General features: G+C 70.1%; 15 protein-coding genes. 6 read left to right on the top strand and 9 right to left on the bottom strand.

Annotation, left to right across the window (positions count from 1 at the left end; genetic code table 11):
* Positions 1-773 precede the first annotated feature (773 nt).
* The 5 genes from E2C06_RS11995 to E2C06_RS11975 form a co-directional block, all read right to left on the bottom strand.
* Positions 774-3,938, bottom strand: coding sequence for an efflux RND transporter permease subunit (locus E2C06_RS11995; RefSeq protein WP_133288841.1), 3,165 nt, complete (start codon positions 3,936-3,938; stop codon positions 774-776).
* A complete protein-coding gene (locus E2C06_RS11990; RefSeq protein WP_241671231.1) occupies positions 3,935-5,548 on the bottom strand; it encodes an efflux RND transporter periplasmic adaptor subunit in 1,614 nt (537 codons plus the stop codon). The genes E2C06_RS11995 and E2C06_RS11990 overlap by 4 nt, the downstream gene beginning before the upstream one ends.
* The gene (locus E2C06_RS11985; protein ID WP_165982343.1) at positions 5,545-6,807 is read right to left on the bottom strand and encodes a TolC family protein; all 1,263 of its coding nucleotides are present in this window, start codon (positions 6,805-6,807) and stop codon (positions 5,545-5,547) included. Before E2C06_RS11985 ends, E2C06_RS11990 begins: the two co-directional genes overlap by 4 nt.
* A gap of 61 nt (positions 6,808-6,868) precedes the next feature.
* On the bottom strand, positions 6,869-7,276 hold the full coding sequence (locus tag E2C06_RS11980) for a FixH family protein (protein WP_206664517.1): 408 nt from the start codon (positions 7,274-7,276) through the stop codon (positions 6,869-6,871).
* Between the two features lie 168 nt (positions 7,277-7,444).
* Complete coding sequence (locus tag E2C06_RS11975; protein WP_133288839.1) at positions 7,445-7,810, bottom strand: hypothetical protein; 366 nt, start codon at positions 7,808-7,810, stop codon at positions 7,445-7,447.
* A 428-nt stretch (positions 7,811-8,238) separates the two neighbouring features.
* On the opposite strand from E2C06_RS11975, the gene E2C06_RS38480 reads away from it, so the two are divergent.
* Positions 8,239-8,886: a hypothetical protein gene (locus E2C06_RS38480; protein WP_206664516.1), complete on the top strand. Its 648-nt coding sequence runs from the start codon at positions 8,239-8,241 to the stop codon at positions 8,884-8,886.
* Between the two features lie 180 nt (positions 8,887-9,066).
* Here the strand turns inward: E2C06_RS38480 and E2C06_RS11960 are convergent, their stop codons facing one another.
* Positions 9,067-9,855 (bottom strand): FTR1 family iron permease, encoded by a 789-nt coding sequence (locus E2C06_RS11960; protein WP_133288837.1) that lies wholly within the window; start codon positions 9,853-9,855, stop codon positions 9,067-9,069.
* 107 nt (positions 9,856-9,962) lie between these two features.
* The gene (locus E2C06_RS11955; protein ID WP_165982342.1) at positions 9,963-12,158 is read right to left on the bottom strand and encodes a heavy metal translocating P-type ATPase; all 2,196 of its coding nucleotides are present in this window, start codon (positions 12,156-12,158) and stop codon (positions 9,963-9,965) included.
* 151 nt (positions 12,159-12,309) lie between these two features.
* On the opposite strand from E2C06_RS11955, the gene E2C06_RS11950 reads away from it, so the two are divergent.
* Together E2C06_RS11950 and E2C06_RS11945 are read left to right on the top strand one after the other, a co-directional pair.
* Positions 12,310-12,537: a DUF29 family protein gene (locus E2C06_RS11950; RefSeq protein WP_133288920.1), complete on the top strand. Its 228-nt coding sequence runs from the start codon at positions 12,310-12,312 to the stop codon at positions 12,535-12,537.
* Entirely contained in the window at positions 12,537-13,226 is a 690-nt protein-coding gene (locus E2C06_RS11945) for a ZIP family metal transporter (RefSeq protein WP_193560449.1), read from the top strand. Before E2C06_RS11950 ends, E2C06_RS11945 begins: the two co-directional genes overlap by 1 nt.
* Before the next feature lie 44 nt (positions 13,227-13,270).
* Here E2C06_RS11945 and E2C06_RS11940 read toward each other — a convergent pair whose 3' ends face one another.
* Both E2C06_RS11940 and E2C06_RS11935 read right to left on the bottom strand, forming a co-directional pair.
* Positions 13,271-14,269, bottom strand: coding sequence for a cation diffusion facilitator family transporter (locus E2C06_RS11940; protein ID WP_133288836.1), 999 nt, complete (start codon positions 14,267-14,269; stop codon positions 13,271-13,273).
* A gap of 261 nt (positions 14,270-14,530) precedes the next feature.
* Complete coding sequence (locus E2C06_RS11935; protein WP_133288835.1) at positions 14,531-14,779, bottom strand: DUF2171 domain-containing protein; 249 nt, start codon at positions 14,777-14,779, stop codon at positions 14,531-14,533.
* Positions 14,780-14,955: 176 nt separating this feature from the next.
* On the opposite strand from E2C06_RS11935, the gene E2C06_RS11930 reads away from it, so the two are divergent.
* From E2C06_RS11930 to E2C06_RS11920, 3 genes are all read left to right on the top strand, one after another.
* Entirely contained in the window at positions 14,956-15,453 is a 498-nt protein-coding gene (locus tag E2C06_RS11930) for a MerR family transcriptional regulator (protein ID WP_241671230.1), read from the top strand.
* A 141-nt stretch (positions 15,454-15,594) separates the two neighbouring features.
* Positions 15,595-15,975, top strand: coding sequence for a hypothetical protein (locus E2C06_RS11925; RefSeq protein WP_133288834.1), 381 nt, complete (start codon positions 15,595-15,597; stop codon positions 15,973-15,975).
* Between the two features lie 635 nt (positions 15,976-16,610).
* A complete protein-coding gene (locus E2C06_RS11920; protein ID WP_165982341.1) occupies positions 16,611-17,828 on the top strand; it encodes a TolC family protein in 1,218 nt (405 codons plus the stop codon).

Below are 17,828 nucleotides of genomic sequence, written 5' to 3'. Positions count from 1 at the left end.
GCAGCCGCGTCCCGAGAGCCGCGCCACGGCCGAAAGGCCAGCCAAGGCGAACACGGTTTCAATGACGGTGGCCGCCGCCGTGATGTTGACCACCGTGGTGGCCGTGCCCACCGCGCTGGTGATGCCCGCCGTGGTGAGGGTAGTAATGACCACTGCGATGATGCGACGGCGCTGCGTGCCGGTGACCGCCGCCCCACCCGCCACCCCAGTAGCGCGGGGCGACCGCGTAAGGTGCCGGACCGTAGAGTTGGTAGGCGGGTTCCGCCCCGTAGTGGAGGGGTTGGGCGCAGGCGGGAATCGCGGCCGGCAGTGCCAGCGCGAAGACGAGGTTGACCCGGCGCATGTGGGTTTTCTCCCATTCTGATGCCTGGAACATGGAAGGTCGGTGTGTCCCGTTCGAGGCGGCTAGGCGACATCATCGGGGCGAGGCGAGTGGCAGGCGCCGGCGTTCCAGCGGAGGAGCGCAAGGCTGCGAGGAGGCTTCGTCGCCACGCTGCGCTGGGCCACGAGTCCCGCCTACAAGCCAGCGACGGTCGTCCGCTGGCTTTGCCACGGGCCAAAGGCTAGGGGCGACCCAGACGACCGAGGGTGCGTCCGGGCCGTGGAAGCCGAGGTTCAGGCCGAAACCTACGCCAAGCTCCAGCACCCGGACGGAGGCAGCGCGCTCGACCCGCCGGTAGTAGGCACGACCACTCTCTGCGGTAGGGGCGAGACGCCGACGCCGAACCCGAAGTTCGGGAGGCTGATCGCGGGTCGCGGTGAGGGACGCCAGCTCATTCGGCCGCCCTCGCCAGCGATTCCGTCCCTTGCGCCGTTGCCGCCGCAGTCCGTGGCAAGCGCCAACCTTTTACAAGGCCGTAGATAGCCGGAATGACAAGTAGCGTCAGCGCCGTCGAGGACACCATCCCGCCGACCATGGGGACAGCGATGCGCTGCATGAGCTCAGAGCCGGTTCCGGTGCTCCAGAGGATGGGCACCAGCCCGGCCATGATGGCGGTCACCGTCATCATCTTCGGCCGCACACGCTCGACCGCGCCCTCCATGATGGCGTGGCGCAGGTCTTCCCGCGTCAGGAGGCGCCCTTCGGCGCGGCACCGCCCGCGCGCCGCGTCGAGCGCTTGGTCCAGGTAGATCAGCATGATGACACCCGTTTCCGCCGCCACCCCGGCCAGCGCTATGAAGCCGACCGCGACGGCCACGCTCATGTTGAAGTTCATCAGGAGCATCAGCCAGACACCGCCGACGAGCGCGAAAGGCACCGAGAGCATGACAATGAGCGTCTCCGTCAGCCGCCCGAAGTTCAGGTAGAGCAGCACGAAGATGACGAGCAGCGTGACCGGCACGACGACGGCCAACTTAGCCTTAGCCCGCTGCATGTACTCGAACTGGCCGCTCCATTCGACGTGGTAGCCGGGCGGCATTCGCACTTGCTCAGCGACGGCACGCTGCGCATCGGCCACGTAGCCGCCGACGTCGCGGCCGTGCATGTCCACATAGACGTAGTTCACCAGCTGGGCGTTCTCGGTCCGGATGGTCGGCGGGCCGCGCCGCAGTTGGACGGCCGCCAGCTGCCCCAGCGGGATGGCAGCGCCCTGCATATTCTGCACGAGGACTTGGGCCGCGATCCCCTGCGGGTCGCTGCGAAGGCCGCGTGGGTAGCGGACATTGACCGTGTAGCGGGCGCGGCCCTCGACCGTGGTGGTGACAGGCTCGCCGCCGAGCGCCGTTGCGATGGTCTCCTGGAGGTCGCCGACCGTCAGGCCGTAGCGGGCTAGCGCCGCTCGGTCGGGCTCGATTTCTAGGTAGTAGCCTCCCTCAACCCGCTCCGCGAAGGCGCTGGTGGTACCGGGCACTGCGCGTACGGCGGCCTCCACTTCGCGCGAGAGCCGGTCGATGCCAGCGAGGTCCGGCCCGTAGACTTTGACCCCGACCGGGGTGCGGATCCCCGTCGAGAGCATGTCGATGCGCGCTTTGATGGGCATGGTCCAGGCGTTGCTGACGCCCGGCATCCGCAGTGCTGTGTCCATCTCGGCGGTCAAGATGTCGACCGTGACCCCAGGGCGCCACTCCGCCTCCGGCTTGAGGTTGATGATGGTCTCGAACATCTCGGTCGGCGCCGGGTCCGTCGCGGTCGCCGCCCGCCCAGCCTTGCCGTAGACGCTCGCCACCTCGGGGAAGCTCCGGATGATTCGGTTCTGGGTCTGCAGCAGTTCGGCCGCCTTGGTGACGGACAACCCGGGCAGGCTGACCGGCATGTACATCAGCGTTCCCTCGTTCAGGGTCGGCATGAACTCGCTGCCGAGCCGCGCCAGCGGCCATGCGGTCACGCCGACCACGAGGAGTGCGACCAGGACCGTCAGCGTCTTGGCCCGTAGAATGAGGGCGATAAGGGGGCGGTAGAGCCAGATGAGCAGCCGGTTCACCGGATTCCGGCGCTCAGGCAGGATGCGGCCACGGACGAACAGTACCATCAGCACCGGTACCAGGGTCACCGACAGCAGGGCGCCTGCGGCCATGGCGAAGGTCTTTGTGAAGGCGAGCGGCCGGAACATCCGCCCTTCCTGGTCCTCGAGAGTGAAGACCGGCAGGAAGGAGACGGTGATGACGGCGAGGCTGAAAAACAGCGCCGGGCCCACCTCGACGGCGGCCTCCGTCAGCACCTGCACCCGTGACGCCCCGGGCTCCGCGTGCTCCAAGCGCTTGTGAGCGTTCTCGATCATGACGATGGCCGCGTCCACCATGGCGCCGAGCGCAATGGCGATGCCGCCGAGGGACATGATGTTCGAGCTCAAACCGAGCATGTGCAGCAGGGTCATGGCGATGAGCACGCCGACCGGCAGCATCAGGATGGCCACGAGCGCGCTGCGGACGTGCAGCAGGAACACCACGCAGACCAGCGCGACGATGACGCTCTCCTCGACCAGCGTGTGCTTCAGGGTCTCGATGGCGCGGCCGATGAGGTCCGAGCGGTCGTAGACCGACGACACGGTCACGCCCTCGGGCAGGCTGCCCGCGACCTCGGCGAGCCGCCGTTTGACGCTCTCGATGACGGTGAGCGCGTTCTGGCCCTCGCGCTGGAGGACAATGCCGCTGACTACCTCTCCCTCGCCGTTCAGTTCGGCGATGCCGCGCCGCTCCTCGGGGCCGAGTTCGACCCGAGCGACGTCGCGCAGCAGGACGGGGACGCCGCTCTGCATGGCCAGCACGATCTGCTCGATGTCCGGGATGCCCCGGAGGTAGCCCCGACCGCGCACGAGGTACTCGGTTTCCGACATCTCGACCGAGCGGCCGCCGACGTCCCGGTTGCTCGCCCGGATGGCCTCAGTGACCCGCGAGAGCGGGATGCGGTACGCCTGGAGCCGCTGCGGGTCCACGACCACTTGGTACTGCTGGACGAACCCGCCCACGCTAGCCACCTCGGCGACGCCTTCGGCTCGGGCGAGCTGGTAGCGCAGGAACCAGTCCTGGATGGACCGCAGCTCGGCCAGGGTGCGCTGCGTCCCAGTGACGACGTACTGGTAGACCCAGCCTACGCCGGTCGCGTCGGGACCGAGGGAGGGCGTCACTCCTTCGGGAAGGCGCCGCGCGGCTTGGCTAAGGTACTCCAGCACCCGGCTCCGCGCCCAATAGAGGTCGGTGCCGTCTTCGAAGACGACGTAGACAAAGGACGAGCCGAAGAAGGAGAAGCCGCGCACGGTCTTCGAACGGGGCACCGTCAGCAATGCCGTCGTCAGAGGGTAGGTCACCTGGTCCTCGACCACCTGTGGCGCTTGCCCGGGGTAGTCCGTGTAGACGATGACCTGGACGTCGGAGAGGTCAGGGATGGCGTCGAGCGGCGTGTTGCGGACCGCCCAGACCCCGGCGCCGATGGCGAACAGGGTGGCGAGCAGCACCAGGAACTGGTTGGCCACCGACCAGCGGATGACGCGGGCGATCATCGGGGCTGCTCCTGGCCGGGAGCGGGCGGTGGAGGCGCCGCGAAGGATTGGAGCGCTGCTCGTAGGTTGCTCTCGGCGTCGATGAGGAAGTTGGCGCCGACCACCACCTTGTCGCCCGCGCTGATTCCTTGGCGGATTTCGACTTGTCCGTTGGCCCGGCGGCCCAGGGTCACGACGCGCGGTTCGTAACGACCGGGGGCGCGCTCGACGAGGACGACCTGCCGCGTGCCGCTGTCGAGCACTGCTGAATCTGGCACCGCGATCATGGGCTTCGAACCGAGGGGTGCCGCGATCTCCACCGTCGCGTACATGTCCGGTTTGAGTAGCCCCTCCGGGTTCGGGATCTCAATGCGCACCCTGGCCGTGCGCGTGGCCGCGTTCAGGGTCGGGTAGACGAAGGTGACCCTCCCGGCGAAGCGCCGGTCCGGGTAGGCGGTCATGGCGATGCTGGCCTCTTGGCCGGGCCCGACGAGCCCCAGGTCCTGCTCGAAGACGTCGGCGAGCAGCCAGACGGTCGAGAGGTCGGCGATGCGGTAGAGCGCATCGCCGGGCGCGAACCGCATGCCCTGCAGCGCGGTCTTTTCCAGAACCACGCCGTCCATCGGCGCGGTCAGCGTCAGGGTATTGCTGACCCTGCCGGTGCGCCGCAGGCGGGCGACCTCCTCGGCGGGCAGGTCGAAGTTGCGCAGCCGCGTCAGCGCCGCCGCCGCGATGCCCGCGCTTCCGCTGCGCATGGCGGGGTCGGCGTGCGCCATGGTGCCCTCGGCCTGCCGGGCGATGACGTACTCCCGCTCGGCCGCTGCCAGCTCGGGGCTGTAGACCTCGAACAGGGGCTGGCCGCGGCGCACTGGCTGGCCCGTCTCGTTGACGAGGAGCTTCTCAATCCAGCCCTCGAACCGCGGGGCCACGACGGCAAGGCGGCGCTCGTCAACGGCGATGGTGCCGACTGCCCGGATGGAGCGGGTCATGGTCCGCTCCGCCGCCGCCTCGATGCGGACGCCGAGCATCTGCACCCGCTCCGGGCTTACCGTGACGGTGCCCGTGGGCTGGTTGGCCTCGTCTTCGTAGACGGGGATGTAATCCATGCCCATCGAGTCCTTCTTGGGCATCGGCGAGGTGTCGGGCAGGCCCATGGGGTTCCGATAGAAGAGGATCCGGCCGCGTCCGCCTGGGGGCGTCGGGGCAGGCGCCGACGCTGGCGCGGTGGCGGAGTGGGACGGCGCGCTGGTGTCCTCGTAGACGGGGACGAAGTCGCGCCCGTCGACGGTTTTCCTTGGTGTCGTCGAGTATTCGGACCTGCCGGTTGGGTCCTGGTAGTAGAGCGGCTGGCGAGCCGGGGCCGCGGGTGACGGTGCTGCCACGGGCGGCGCCTGCTCGGCCTCGTCGAATACCGGGACGTAGTCGCGGCCCTGCGAATCCTTTTTGGGGGTCGGCGAGAAGTCCGGCCCGCCCGACGGGTCGCGGTAGTAGAGCGGCTGGCGTGAGGGCGGTTGCTGCGCCACCGCCGCGCCGGGGGCAAGGAAAAGCCGGGACGGTCCCGTCAGCCAGAGGCCTGCCCCCGCAGTCGCCACGGCGAGCAGGCAGGCGCCGCCGAGGAGGCGCCGGTTCACAGGTCGCCTCCGACGAGCCGTTCGATCAGTGCGAGCTGGCGCTGCGCGTCGAACTCGGTCGAGAGGAGCTGCAAGCGGAAGTCGGCGAGGTCGTGCTGCGCCCTGAGAACGGTGGCGAGGTCGACTCGGCCGAAGCCGTATCCAGCCGCCCCTGAGCGCACGAGCGCCTCGCCCTGTGGCAGGAGCTGGCGGCGGATGAGGTCCGCGGTTCGGCGGCTGCCCTCGAAGCCCGCCACGGCCTCGGCGAGGTCGCTCCGGATCTGCTGCTCGCGCGTCTCCAGCCGGGCCCGAGCCGCCCCGGCCTGGGCACCGGCCTCGGCCGCCTGCGCCTCTCGTAGGCCCCACTGCAGCGGGACCTTGAAGGCGACCCACGCCTGGTAGCCGGGCGGCCCGAAGCCCGAGCGGTCGATGGCCGACGCGCCCAGGGTGACGTCCGGGTACCAGTTCCGGTCGGTCAGCCTGCGGTTGGTCTCGGCGCCGCGGATGGCTGAGGCGTCGACCGCCAAGTTGGGGTTGGTGCCCCTGGCGCGCTCGGCCAGCCGCGCGGTATCGAGGGCCCGCGCGTCAGGGAGCGGGCGCAGGCGTTCGGGCCGGGCGAGCGGCGCGTCGGCCGGGCGGACAAGCAGTGCGTTTAGCTGCCCCTGCGCGCTCCGGAGCGCCGCCTCGAGGCGGACGATCTCGGTCGCCACCCGCGTGGTCTCGACCTCGGCCCGGAATACCTCCTGCTGCTCGCCGCGCCCCTGGGCGTAGCGCTCCAGGGAGACTTGGGCGATGCCGTGGATGGCCCGGTGGAGTTCCTCCGTCCGATGAAGCGCCTCGTATGAGGTGTAGTAGCGGGCGAAGGCAACCTTCACCCGCTCGGCCAGTTCGGCCTCGGCCGCCTGGGCCTGCGCTGTCCTCTGGCCCACCTCGGCCTGGGCGACCTCGCGCCGCAGGTCGCGCCTGCCCCAGAGCGGGATCTCCTGCTGGAACGAGTAGACCATCTTGTTCGGCCGCGGGCCCGAGGTCCGGTCAACATCGTCCGACATCACCTGGACTGTTGGGTCGGGCAGCGACCCGGCGACGGTGACGCGCGCCCGGGCGGCGGCGGTGTCGAGCGCGCGGGCCGCCAGCTCGGGGCTGAGCTGGCGGGCGACGGCAAGCGCGCTCTCCAGCGTGGCCCCGGGGAGTCCTCCCCCCGGGGTCCGCTGCGCTGTCCTGGTCTGCGCCTGGCCTGGCCCTGCCAGGAGCGCGAGCGTCAGGCCAAGCGCGAGGGCCACGCCGGACCCTCGCTCGGGGCGCCTCGGCGGCGGGGCGGCCCCCCATGCGGGACGCGCCATCTCATTGCGCCGCGCTGAAGGTGACCGTGGCGTGCACCGTCTCCGCCTCGCCCTGGACCTTGGCGGCGAGCGTCAGCGCCCAGCCTCCGGCCATGCCGGTGTCCACCTGGAACCGGTAGGTGCCCGGCTGCTGGGCCGCTTGCGGGGCGACGGCGCCGGTCATGGTCGGCATGCCCGCGGGCGCCATGTCGGCCTTGGTCTGGAAGACGACCGCGTCCGGCACCGGCTTGTTGTCCGGGACGTGGACCAGGCGGAGGGTTACGTCGGTCTTGTGCGGCCCGGCGGGGCGGGCGCTGACCACCTCGAACCGGTAGTCGCTGGCGGCCGCGAAGGCGCCGGTGGCGAGGAGGGCGGGCGTGAGCATGGTGGCGGCGCCGAGCACGGACGCGCGTAGGAGCTTGGAGAGCATCGTGGTGTCCCATTCCGTGGGCCGCACCCGCGTCGAAGGCGGGCGGCCGATGTCGTCTGGAGACTCCGCTCCCTCGATGCTGGACGCGCCCCGATGCCGTTGAGGCCGGGTGCGCCGAGGACCGAAAGGGCAGAGAAAGCCGCGGCGCGTGGGCGCGGACGGCTCAACTCAGACGAGGCGGATGGGAGGCCCGAGATATGGCTTGAGGGAGACGCCGTTGGCCAGGCGGACGGACTGCCAGTAGGCCACCCGGGACCAAGCCGGGTCCGAGACCGCAGGCGCGACAGGCACCGGGATGCCGACCACGAAGAGGCATCCCAGGTCGGTCATGCACCCGGGCACCTTGTCCTGGCACGGATCCGACTTCTGTGTGCCGTGGCAGGGCATCGCCCCGCCGTCGCCCCCCATGTTAGCCATCATGGCCATGCCCGCCGTGTCCGCCTGCGCGGACGGCAGATTCTGCATCAGACTGGCGCCGAGGAAGGCGACGATCGTGATGACAGCGATGACCAGCCTGGTAAGGCGGAGGAGCATGGCGTCAACATAGCCCTCGTTGAGCCGAGGTAGAAGGCCCGGTCGTGTAAGCTGCGGTTATGCGCCGTCCATTCTTGGCATTCGGCGCTCAGGCTAGGTGCAATGGGTGGCCAACTATCTCCATCCCCGGCGGGTCGGTCGACATCGCAGGTACGGCCGTGCCGCGGGAACCGGCTGGGCCGGTTACTGTATGCTGGATCGGAGTCCTGCGGGCACTTCCTCCCTCCGAAGCCTCAGCGGCTCCAAGCGCCGCAATGACTCCCGCGCGGCCTTCGCGCAATCCTCGCCGGTCGCGGTCCCACCTTGCTGGTGGCCCGACAGAGACGCTCGCTCTTGCAGCCGGACCGAACGGGAAGGCAGCAAGGACGTTTTTCTCGCAAGCCCGCTTGGCTGGGCACAGCTGCGAAGCGGGTAGGAGCAACGCCGCCATGCCACGCTTCGGGTCTACCGCCGCACTTGCCGGGGCGCTCGCCCTCAGTGCGTGCGCCGTGGCGCCGCCGACCGGACCTACCGCCTTGATGTTCCCGCCGCAGGGGAAGAATCTCACGCAGTTCAACCAGGAGGACGCCGCCTGCCGCGGCTACGCGCAGCAGCAGATCGGCGGGGGCTCGCCGCTGCATGCAGCGAACCAGAGCGCGGTCGGCAGTGCCGCTGTGGGCACGGCGCTCGGCGCGGGTGCGGGCGCCCTGCTTGGGGCGGCGGCTGGCAGCGCCGGCGCAGGCGCCGGGCTTGGCGCGGGAGGCGGCCTGCTGGCGGGTTCGGCCGTCGGCGCCGGGAACGCCCAAGCGTCGGCAGGGAGCCTCCAGCAGCGATACGACACGGCCTACGTGCAGTGCATGGCTGCTAGCGGTAACAGTCAGCCAACCTATGCGGCGGTCTCGCCCTACTCCTATGCGCCGGGCACCTACTACGGTGCCTCGCCCTACTGGGGCGCCCGGTCCTATTACGGCCCATACTGGGGTGCCCCTGCGGTGAGCCTGGGATTCTTCGGCGGCGGCTGGGGCCATCGCCACTTCGGCCACTACAACCACTTCGGCGGCCATCACCACTTCGGGGGTCACGGCCACCGCCACTAAGCCGGGCGGTACGACACAGGCGAGGCGAGCCCCTGCGTAGCCCCCGGCTCGCCCGCGGCCTCGACCGCGCCGCCGCAAACCTCCTGCGCGGTTCCGACCCAAGGCCAGGCGAGTGCAGCGGCCAGGAGCAAGGCTGCCATCGGCGGCGTGCGGCGGCGAGCACGCGGAGGCATCGGAGCGCTACTCGGCGGCAGCGCTCATGGGGGGCTTCCTGCGCGGCAGGGCGATGAAGACCGCCACCGCCATCAGGACCGCGATCTGCAGCGCCAGCGCCTCCCAGCTCGGAGCAACGCCGAGGTCGGCGAGCCAGTCCGGAATCTCGACGGGCGTGAACGGCACCACCGCCTGCTCCTGGAACTCCTGAATCCCGGCACCGACGAAGCGTGCCGCCATGGCGAGGAGGAACACCGAGGTTGCGACGAACAGAGGGCGCAGCGGCAGGCGCAACGTGGCGCGGCTGACCACCCACCAGAGGACCGTGAGGCACAGGGCGGCGACGCCGAGGCCGAGCAGCATCGGCCCCAGGCTGACCGCCGTGGTGCCGAGTGCCAGCAGGAACAGCACCGTCTCCGCGCCCTCGCGGAAAACCGCGAGGAACCCGATGCCGCCCACGGCAGTGGCGACGCGCCCCGACGCCAGCGCCCGCTCGGCCTGCCGCTTCAGGGCGCCGGTCCAGGCGCGCGGGTCGGAGCGCAGCCACATCCAGCCGCCAGTCCAAAGCATCAGCGCCGCAGCGACGAGGCAGGTGACGCCTTCGACCCTGTCGTCGTGCGCGCCACCGCTCCAGGTGGCGTAGGTGACGGCCAGGACCAAGCTGGCGGCGAGCCCGGCCAGGGCGCCCCAACGCAGGGCGCCCATCCGATCCGGTGCCGCCCGGCGCAGGAACGCGGTCAACGCCGCCAGCACCAGGATGACCTCCAAGCCCTCGCGCAGCAGGATGACTGCGGCCTCTACGGCAACTGACCCCATGCCAAGCCTTCCAAATGAGAATGATTCTCAACAAATGGGAGTTTGACCCCGGGCAGGCAAGGCTTGGTTCCTGCCAACTCCGTCAGGTTGTCGGTCGGCTGGCGTCGTCAGCCATGCGCCGCCACGCCCTTGAAGCGGTATCCGAGCAGCCGCAGGGCGTTCAGCGTCACCAGCACCGTCGCCCCGGTGTCGGCCAGCACAGCGGGCCAGAGGCCGGTGACGCCCGCCACCGTCGTCACCAGGAAGACCGCCTTCAGGCCGAGTGCGACGGCTACGTTCTGACGGACATTGCTCATCGTCGCGCGCGAAAGCCCGACCAGGGCGGCCACGTCCGCAACCCGGTTGTTCAGGATGGCCGCGTCCGCTGTCTCCAGGGCCACGTCGGTCCCGCCGCCCATCGCCACGCCGACCGAGGCCGCCGCCAGTGCCGGCGCGTCGTTGATGCCGTCGCCGACCATCGCCACCGGCGCCTGCGCTTTCAAGGTGCCGATCTCGCGCAGCTTATCCTCGGGCAACAGGCCCGCCTGGACGTCGAGGCCGAGCGCGGCAGCGATGGCCCTGCCGGTCCGCGGATTGTCGCCGGTCAGCATGACCGCCCGAACCCCGAGGGCGTCGAGCGCTCGGATGCCCGCGGCGGCGTCAGGCCGGGGTTCGTCGCGCACCGCAATCAGGCCGTTGGGCGTGCCGTCCACGGACACGACCACCACCGTCTTTCCTTGGTTCTCCCACTCCGTGACCGTCTGCTCCGCCTCGGATGGGAGCGGCGCCTGCTCGGTCGCGTAGGAGGGCGAGCCGACGGCAACGCGCTTGCCGGACACGACCGCCTCGACGGCCTTGCCGGGAATGGTGCGTGAATCCTTGGCAGGGCGCAGCGGGATGCCTTCCGCCGCCGCCCACTCCAGGATGGCGCGGCCGAGCGGATGGCTGGAGCCGTTCTCCACGGTGGCTGCGAGGCCAAGCACCGTCCGCTCCGAGCCGGTCAGGGTGAGGACGTCGGTGACGCGCGGGCGCCCCTCGGTCAGGGTGCCGGTTTTGTCGAAGGCGACGGTGCGGATCCGACCGATGGTCTCCAAGGCGCCGCCCCCCTTCACCAGCAGACCGCGACGGGTGCCAACGGCGAGGCCGGAAGCAATGGCGGCGGGAGTGGATAGGACGAGTGCGCACGGGCAGGCGACGAGCAACAACGCCAGGCCGCGGTAGATCCAGGTGTCCCAGTCGGCGCCAAGCACGAGCGGTGGCGCCACGGCGACCAGGGCCGCCACGGCGACGGCGATGGGAGTGTAGACGGAGGAGAAGCGTTCAATGAAGCGCGCCGTCGGCGCCTTGGCCTCCTGCGCCTCCTCTACCAGCCGGATGATACGGGCGATGGTATTGTCGGAGGTGGGCTTCGTCACCCGGACCTGGAGCGCGCCGGAAGCGTTGATGCTGCCCGCGAAGACGGGAGCGCCCTCGGCTTTGGAGACGGGGGCAGATTCGCCGGTCACCGGGCTCTCATCGACCTCGGATTCGCCTTCGGCCACCTCGCCATCGGCTGACACGCGGTCGCCCGGCCGCACCAGGACGAGGTCTCCCACTTTCAGGGTGGCAGCAGGCACTTCTCGCGCCGCGCCGTCCTCGATGCGCAGCGCCGTCCTCGGCACCAGGGCGCCCAGCGCCTCGATGCCCGCACGGGCGCGCCCGGCGGCGACGCCCTCGAGTAGCTCACCGATAGTGAACAGGAACACGACGACTGCAGCCTCGGAGGTTGCGCCGATGGCGATGGCGCCGACCGTTGCGATCGACATCAGCATCTCGATGCTGAAGGGCGACCCAGCCCGCGCGGCGGCGACCGCCTTTCGGCCGAAGAAGGCGAGGCCAAGTAAGGCGCCGGGCAGGTAGGCCCAGTGGTCCAGGGCGGGCACGGCCAGGGAGGCGGCGAACCCGGCCGCAGTCAACCCGCCCAGCACGGCGGCGAGTTGAGCCTTTGCGCCTTTCCACCAGGGCTGGCGGACGGAACTGCGAACCTCGGCCTCGGCCGCGGTGCCCGGTTCACCAGGGATCACCCGTGGCGCCTCGACCGGCGACATGCCGTAGCCGAGCTTGCGGACTTGGTCCTCGACAGCCATCCGAGGCGTCGCTGCCTCGTCTAGCCGGAAGGCCAGGATCTGGGTGCCGTAGTTGACCCTGATGTCCTCGGCGCCCGCCACCCGGCCAACGGCCGTTTCGATCTTGGACGCACAGGAGGGACAATCCATGCCCTCGACCCGGTACCGCAGGGCCGCCCGGGGCCTCGCGTCCATCTCCGCCAGTTTGCTGTCCGCCATCGCCAGCCTCCGTGATCGCCGCCCTATGTATGGGACCTACAGCGACTGTAGGTTCAAGGGCTGCGTCGAAGCGCCGCAGGCCGGTCAATATCCGCGAACGCAACGCTTCCGGCACCGTTCAGGGCCTACGACACAAGGCAGGAGGGCGGTCATGGTGGTGGGTTCGACCCCGGCGGCACAGGCAGCTGCACTTTATGAGCAGGACTTCGTGGCGTGGACCCGGCAGCAGGCGTCCGCCCTGCGCTCAGCGCAACACGGGGGTGTCGAAGCGATCGGGCTCGACTACGAGCACCTTGCCAGGGAGATCGAGCGCCTAGGCGAGAATCGGGAACGCGCGGAGGACCGCGCGGAGCCATCAGGGGCGGGCGCCCCCATCTGATGGCCGGTGCCTGGCTCTACACCCTGATCCCTGCCTCGGCGACGGTGCTCGGTGCCGCGATCGCTGTTTGGCGGCCACCTGGCCCGAGGGTCGCCGCCGCGATTCAGCACTTCGCCGCAGGCGTGGTCTTCGCCGCGGCGGCGGGCGAGATCCTGCCCGACCTGAAGCACGAGGGAGCGGCCCTGCCGGTGGCACTCGGGGGTGCCATCGGCGTCGCACTCATGCTGTTAGTGCGGCGTCTCGGTGAAGGTGCCCGGGGCGGCATCGCTCTCGCGGCGGTGGTCGGGGTGGACGTCCTCATAGACGGCCTCGTGCTGGGCCTCGGCTTCGCCGCGGGGCCGCGCGAAGGCCTGCTCCTGACCATAGCCCTCACGGTCGAGGTGCTGTTCCTCGGCCTGTCGGTGACAACCGAACTGCGGCCTACGTTGGGTTCGTCTGCGCGGACTGTCCTGGCTGTCGCCGGGCTTGCGATGCTGCTGCCGTTGGGCGCCCTGCTCGGCGCGCCTGCGGCGGGGTTGCCGCTGGCTTGGCGGACGGGTCTCTTCGCCTTTGCCCTCGTGGCGCTGCTTTACCTCGTGACGGAGGAACTACTGGTCGAGGCTCACGAGGGGCCCGAGGCGCCCTGGGTCACCGCCACGTTTTTCGTCGGCTTCCTGCTCCTGCTCCTGCTCGAGGAGGCGACCGGCTGACGCCGAGGTCACGGGCGAAGCCTCCTTGCGCATGCCGGGTGGCCTCAGCTTCTCGGTGCACGTTGCGCGGCGGCGCCCTTCTCATGACCGTGGTCGTGGTCGTGCTCATGCCCGCGGTCATGGCCGCCCGCGTCGTGGCCAACTGACCAGGCCGCATGTGGATCCTGCCCGCCATGCGCGCCGGGCAGTTCCACCTGCACCGTCGCATGAGTGATGCCGAAGCGCTCCGCCAGGATGGTGCCGAGCGTGTCCTCCAGCCTCTCCTCACGGGCCAGGGTCGCGTCCACCACGACATGCGCCGATAGCGCGACCTTGCCGGAGGAGAGCTCCCAGATGTGCAAGTCGTGCATCCCTTGGACGCCTGGCGTGGCCAGAATGCCCTGCTCGACCGCATCAAGGTCCACCCCAGCAGGCACGCCCTCCATGAGGACGTTCCCGGCCTCCCGCAGCAGCGTCCAGGTGCGTGGCAGCACCCAGAGGGCAATGGCGACGCCGAGCACCGCGTCCACCCAGGTCCAGCCGGTCAGCCAGATGACACCGGCGCCCACGATGACCGCGACCGAACCTAGCACGTCGCTCCAGACCTCGAGGTAGGCGCCCTTGACGTTGAGGCTGTGCTCGCTGCCGCCTGCCAGGATCCGCATGGACAGCCAGTTAACCGTCAGCCCGATCACGGCGACGACGAGCATCCCGAGGCTCTGCACCTCAGCCGGGTTGCGGAAGCGCTGCCACGCTTCCCAAAGGATGTAGAGCGCGACCAGGAACAGCAGCGAAGCATTGAAGGCGGCGGCCAGGATCTCAAGGCGGTGGTAGCCCCATGTCCGCCTGCGATCAGCGGGCCGCCGGGCGGCCCGGATGGCCGCGAGCGACACCGCGAGCGCTGCGGCGTCGGTAAACATGTGCGCGGCGTCGGAGAGCAGAGCTAGGCTGCCTGTGACGAAGGAGCCGATGACCTCGGCGATCATGAAGCCGCCGGTGAATACAAAGGCCCAGAGCAGCGCGCGCTCGTTGGCGCCTGCCCCGTGGTTGTGTCCTGCGCCCATCTAAGAGGTCACAAACGGAGCGCGGGAAATGCGCGCCCGGGCAACGTCACGCGTGAAGGCATGGCTGGCTCTCCTGGCTGCACAGGTCACGTTTGGTGTTGCAACCGAAGCATGAACGGGTGCCGCAGCACCTCGTTCCGCGTCGGTCTCATGCAGGCTTGAGGCCGGAGTCCGGCCAGTTTCGCTGCGCGGTGTCTGCTAATCGGCCGAGAGCCGCGCGGCCCAGTGTGCCTGGGCCGCGCGGACGACGTCAGCCACCTGTTAGGAGGATGCTCCGCCAGTCGCCGCCTGCTTTGCCTGCTGCGCCGTCATAGACAGTCGCGCCCGGTTGCCGTCTACGGAGGTAACGGCGCTGACCGGTACGTAATGATGGTGCTGGCCGGACCCGTCGGGGTCGTCGCGCTTGGTCAGCTTGATCCGGTCGCCCTCGACCTTATCCACAGTGCCGACGTGCTGGTCGTCTGAACCGACGATCTCCATGTGTTCCTTGATTTCGGAAGCGCCTGCCATCTGTCCGTTCTCCTCGCCTGCTCGCGGGGATACGCGACGGCAGGATAGTAACGAACGGGAACGGGAGTCGGATGCATTACCCCGTCGCGGCCCAGACAGGCGTCCGGATGAGCCTGCGGGTGTGTACGGGAAAACGCCGGTTTGCGGCGCCTGCGGGTCGGCCCCATCTTGGTTCCATGAACGCGCGAACCACCACGCAGGCCGCCGATCGCGCGGCTGCAGTGATCCCCATTGGCCAACTCGCCCGCGAGGCGGGTTGCAAGGTGCAGACCGTGCGCTGGTACGAGGAGATCGGCATCCTGCCTCCGCCCGCCCGGACGGAGGGTGGCCATCGGCTTTACGGCCGTGCCCATCGGGAGCGGTTGGCCTTCATTCGGCACGCGCGGGAGTTCGGTTTCGGGCTCGACGCCATCCGGCAACTCCTCGACTTAGCTGCCCATCCCGAGCGTCCTTGCGGCGACGCCCATGCCCTGGCGGTCGCGCAACTCGCCGAGGTCGAGGCCAAAATGCGACGTCTGGCCGTCCTGCGGAACGAGCTTGCCCGCCTCGTGGAAACCGGCTGCGTTGAAGGCCTCGCCGCTGAGTGCCGCGTCCTCGAGACCCTCGCCGACCATGACCATGGTCACTGCCTGTCGCACGCTCACGCCGCGGCCGAGGGCGCCGTCACAAAATGATGCACGGGTGGTCAAGCTCATGCTTGAACCTCAAGTCGCTGTAGGTTCTATACCCCTGAGCCATGCCGTTGCCGGTAACCGCCACGCGCTGGCAATGAGCGGGACCGAAGGGCGAGGAGAAACATCGTGCGGCGACGGACCATGACCGGCTGGGTGGCGATGGCGGCCTTGGTGCCCGCTCTGGCATGGGGCCAGGCTGGAGGCCATGGGCATGCCCACAGCGGGAACGAGGTCAAGATCGGCCGTCACGAGGTGGGGTTGGAAGTCCGCGGCGGCCAAGCGACCCTGTCCATTGTCGACGACAAGGAGCAGCCCGTGGACGCCGCGGCGTTCAGCGCGACCGCCGTCGTCCTGGCCCGTGGCAATGAGCGTCGTACCCTGGAATTCGGCCCTGCAGGCGGGAACCGCCTGGTGGCGCCGGTCGATTTTCCGGTGGACGGCAAGTTCCGCGCAACCGTGACGCTGCGGGGCCCGGGCGGCGACCTCGGGACTGGCCGCTTCAACGTCGACCCGGTGCGCTGAGGGCAACTGTCGATGAGGCGGAGCGCGGGCAGGAAGGGGCTGACGAGGCGGTGGACGGTCATTGCCCGCATGCTCGCCGTCGCCTTCCTGCTCGCCTTCCAACTGGTGCCGCCCTTCGCCGAGGCAGCCCACTCGGCCGCACCGTCCGTTCTCGCCGTAACCATCTCGGCTGCCACGGACCAAGACGGTTCCCGGGGCACGCCGTCGCGCCCGCACGGCATCGCCCACGCTGGTACCCACTGCGCCTGCCAGGTGGCTGACCGCCTAACGCCGCCGCAGCCCATCGGCCCCAGCGTCTTCATTACCGTGGACCGCCCGGCCTTCGCATACCACGCCCACGCCTCGCTCGAAGCAGAGCCTCTCGCGCGCCCACCCCGCGCCTGACCGAACTAGAGCCGCCCTAGCCGCCGCGCCCCGGAGAGACTTGGGGAGGCGGCTCGCCTCGCGTTCCGTCAGCCCCGGGTGCCATGATTTTCCAATTCCTTTCCGGCTTTCCACTCGCCCTGCTGGGCGCAGCCGCCCTCGTAACAATCTCCATGCCGTCCAACGCGGCCGACCCTCCAGCGCCGCGCCGCGTGGCGCAGGCGGCGCCCGCCCCGGTGACGTCGCCCCCTCCGGATGTAGGCGCCAGAATCATGGTGACCTCCCCCGAGCAGGCCGTGAACCTCGCCCTGGCGCGCGCGCCCATCCTGCGCAGCGCCGAGGCAGGCCGCCGGGCGGCACAGGGCGACTTGGTCCAGGCCGGGCTCCGCCCGAACCCGGAGGCCAAGATCGACAACCAGAGCTTCATCGCGTCGGGCCCGTACCGGGGCGGAAGCCCCCTCGAGACGAGCTTGGGTCTGTCGCAGCGGATCGAGACCGCCGGCAAGCGGCAAGCGCGCGTCGAGACCGCGGGCCGTGCCCTGGCGCTGACCGGCCTTGACGTGGAGGCGGCACGCCTGGATTTGGTCCGCGAGGTTGTGCGCGCCCTGGCCGGAGCTGTGGCAAGCGCCCGGGCGGTGGAGATTGGCCGCGAGCGGGTGCGCCTCGCCGACGAGGTGCTGCGCGCCACCCGCGCCCGCGTCGAGGCCGGCCGCGAGCCCTTGGTGCAGCAGCGACGCGCCGAGGTGGCGCGGGAGACGGCCGCGGTTGGCTTCGAGCGCTTACAGCGGGAGGCCGCAGAGGCGTTGCGCGCCTTGTCCGTGCTGCTGGCGGCACCGCGGGTGGAGATCTCTGCGGCCCGGGCGGCTTGGTTCGACAACATCGGACCTCGGCCCGACCTTGCCCGCGAGCCGGCGCTTCCGTCGAGCCAGCTCGACCGGGCCCGTTTGAACGCCTTGGTCGACCAGCGCCGGGCCGAACTGGACCTACAGCGGCGGAACGCGGTCCCGGACGTCACCATAAACGGGGCCGTCAGCCGGCTCCGCGAGGCCTCCCAGACCGCCACCGGCACCGCCTTCATCCTGGGCCTCTCGGTGCCGCTTCCGGTCTTCGACCGCAATCAGGGCAACATCCTCCGCGCCGGTGCCGAAGTGAACCGGGCGGAGGCCGATGCGGAGCGTGGACGGCTCTACCTCGATGCGTCCCTTACCGATGGCGAGCGGCGCCTGGACCAGTCCTGGCGCGCCGCCGACAGCCTCCGTCGCATCGTCCTGCCGGCGGCCGGAGAGGCCGCTGCCTCGGCGCGCGAGGGTTACGCCGCGGGCAAGTTCTCGCTGCTCGAGGTGCTCGACGCTCAACGCGCCCTGTCCGATGCCCGCGAGCAGCTCAACGCCGCCCTACTCGAGATGCAGCAAGTGCGCGCCGACATCGCCCGGCTGCGCGGTCGCGCCGCCACCCCCACCCCAGCTTCCGCTCCCGCGGGGAGGCAGTGA

Source organism: Dankookia rubra (assembly GCF_004355005.1).
In the GTDB taxonomy this organism is placed as follows: domain Bacteria; phylum Pseudomonadota; class Alphaproteobacteria; order Acetobacterales; family Acetobacteraceae; genus Paracraurococcus; species Paracraurococcus ruber_A.
Note: the sequence above shows the minus strand (reverse complement) of the source record. Positions and strands in the feature narration are given on the sequence as shown.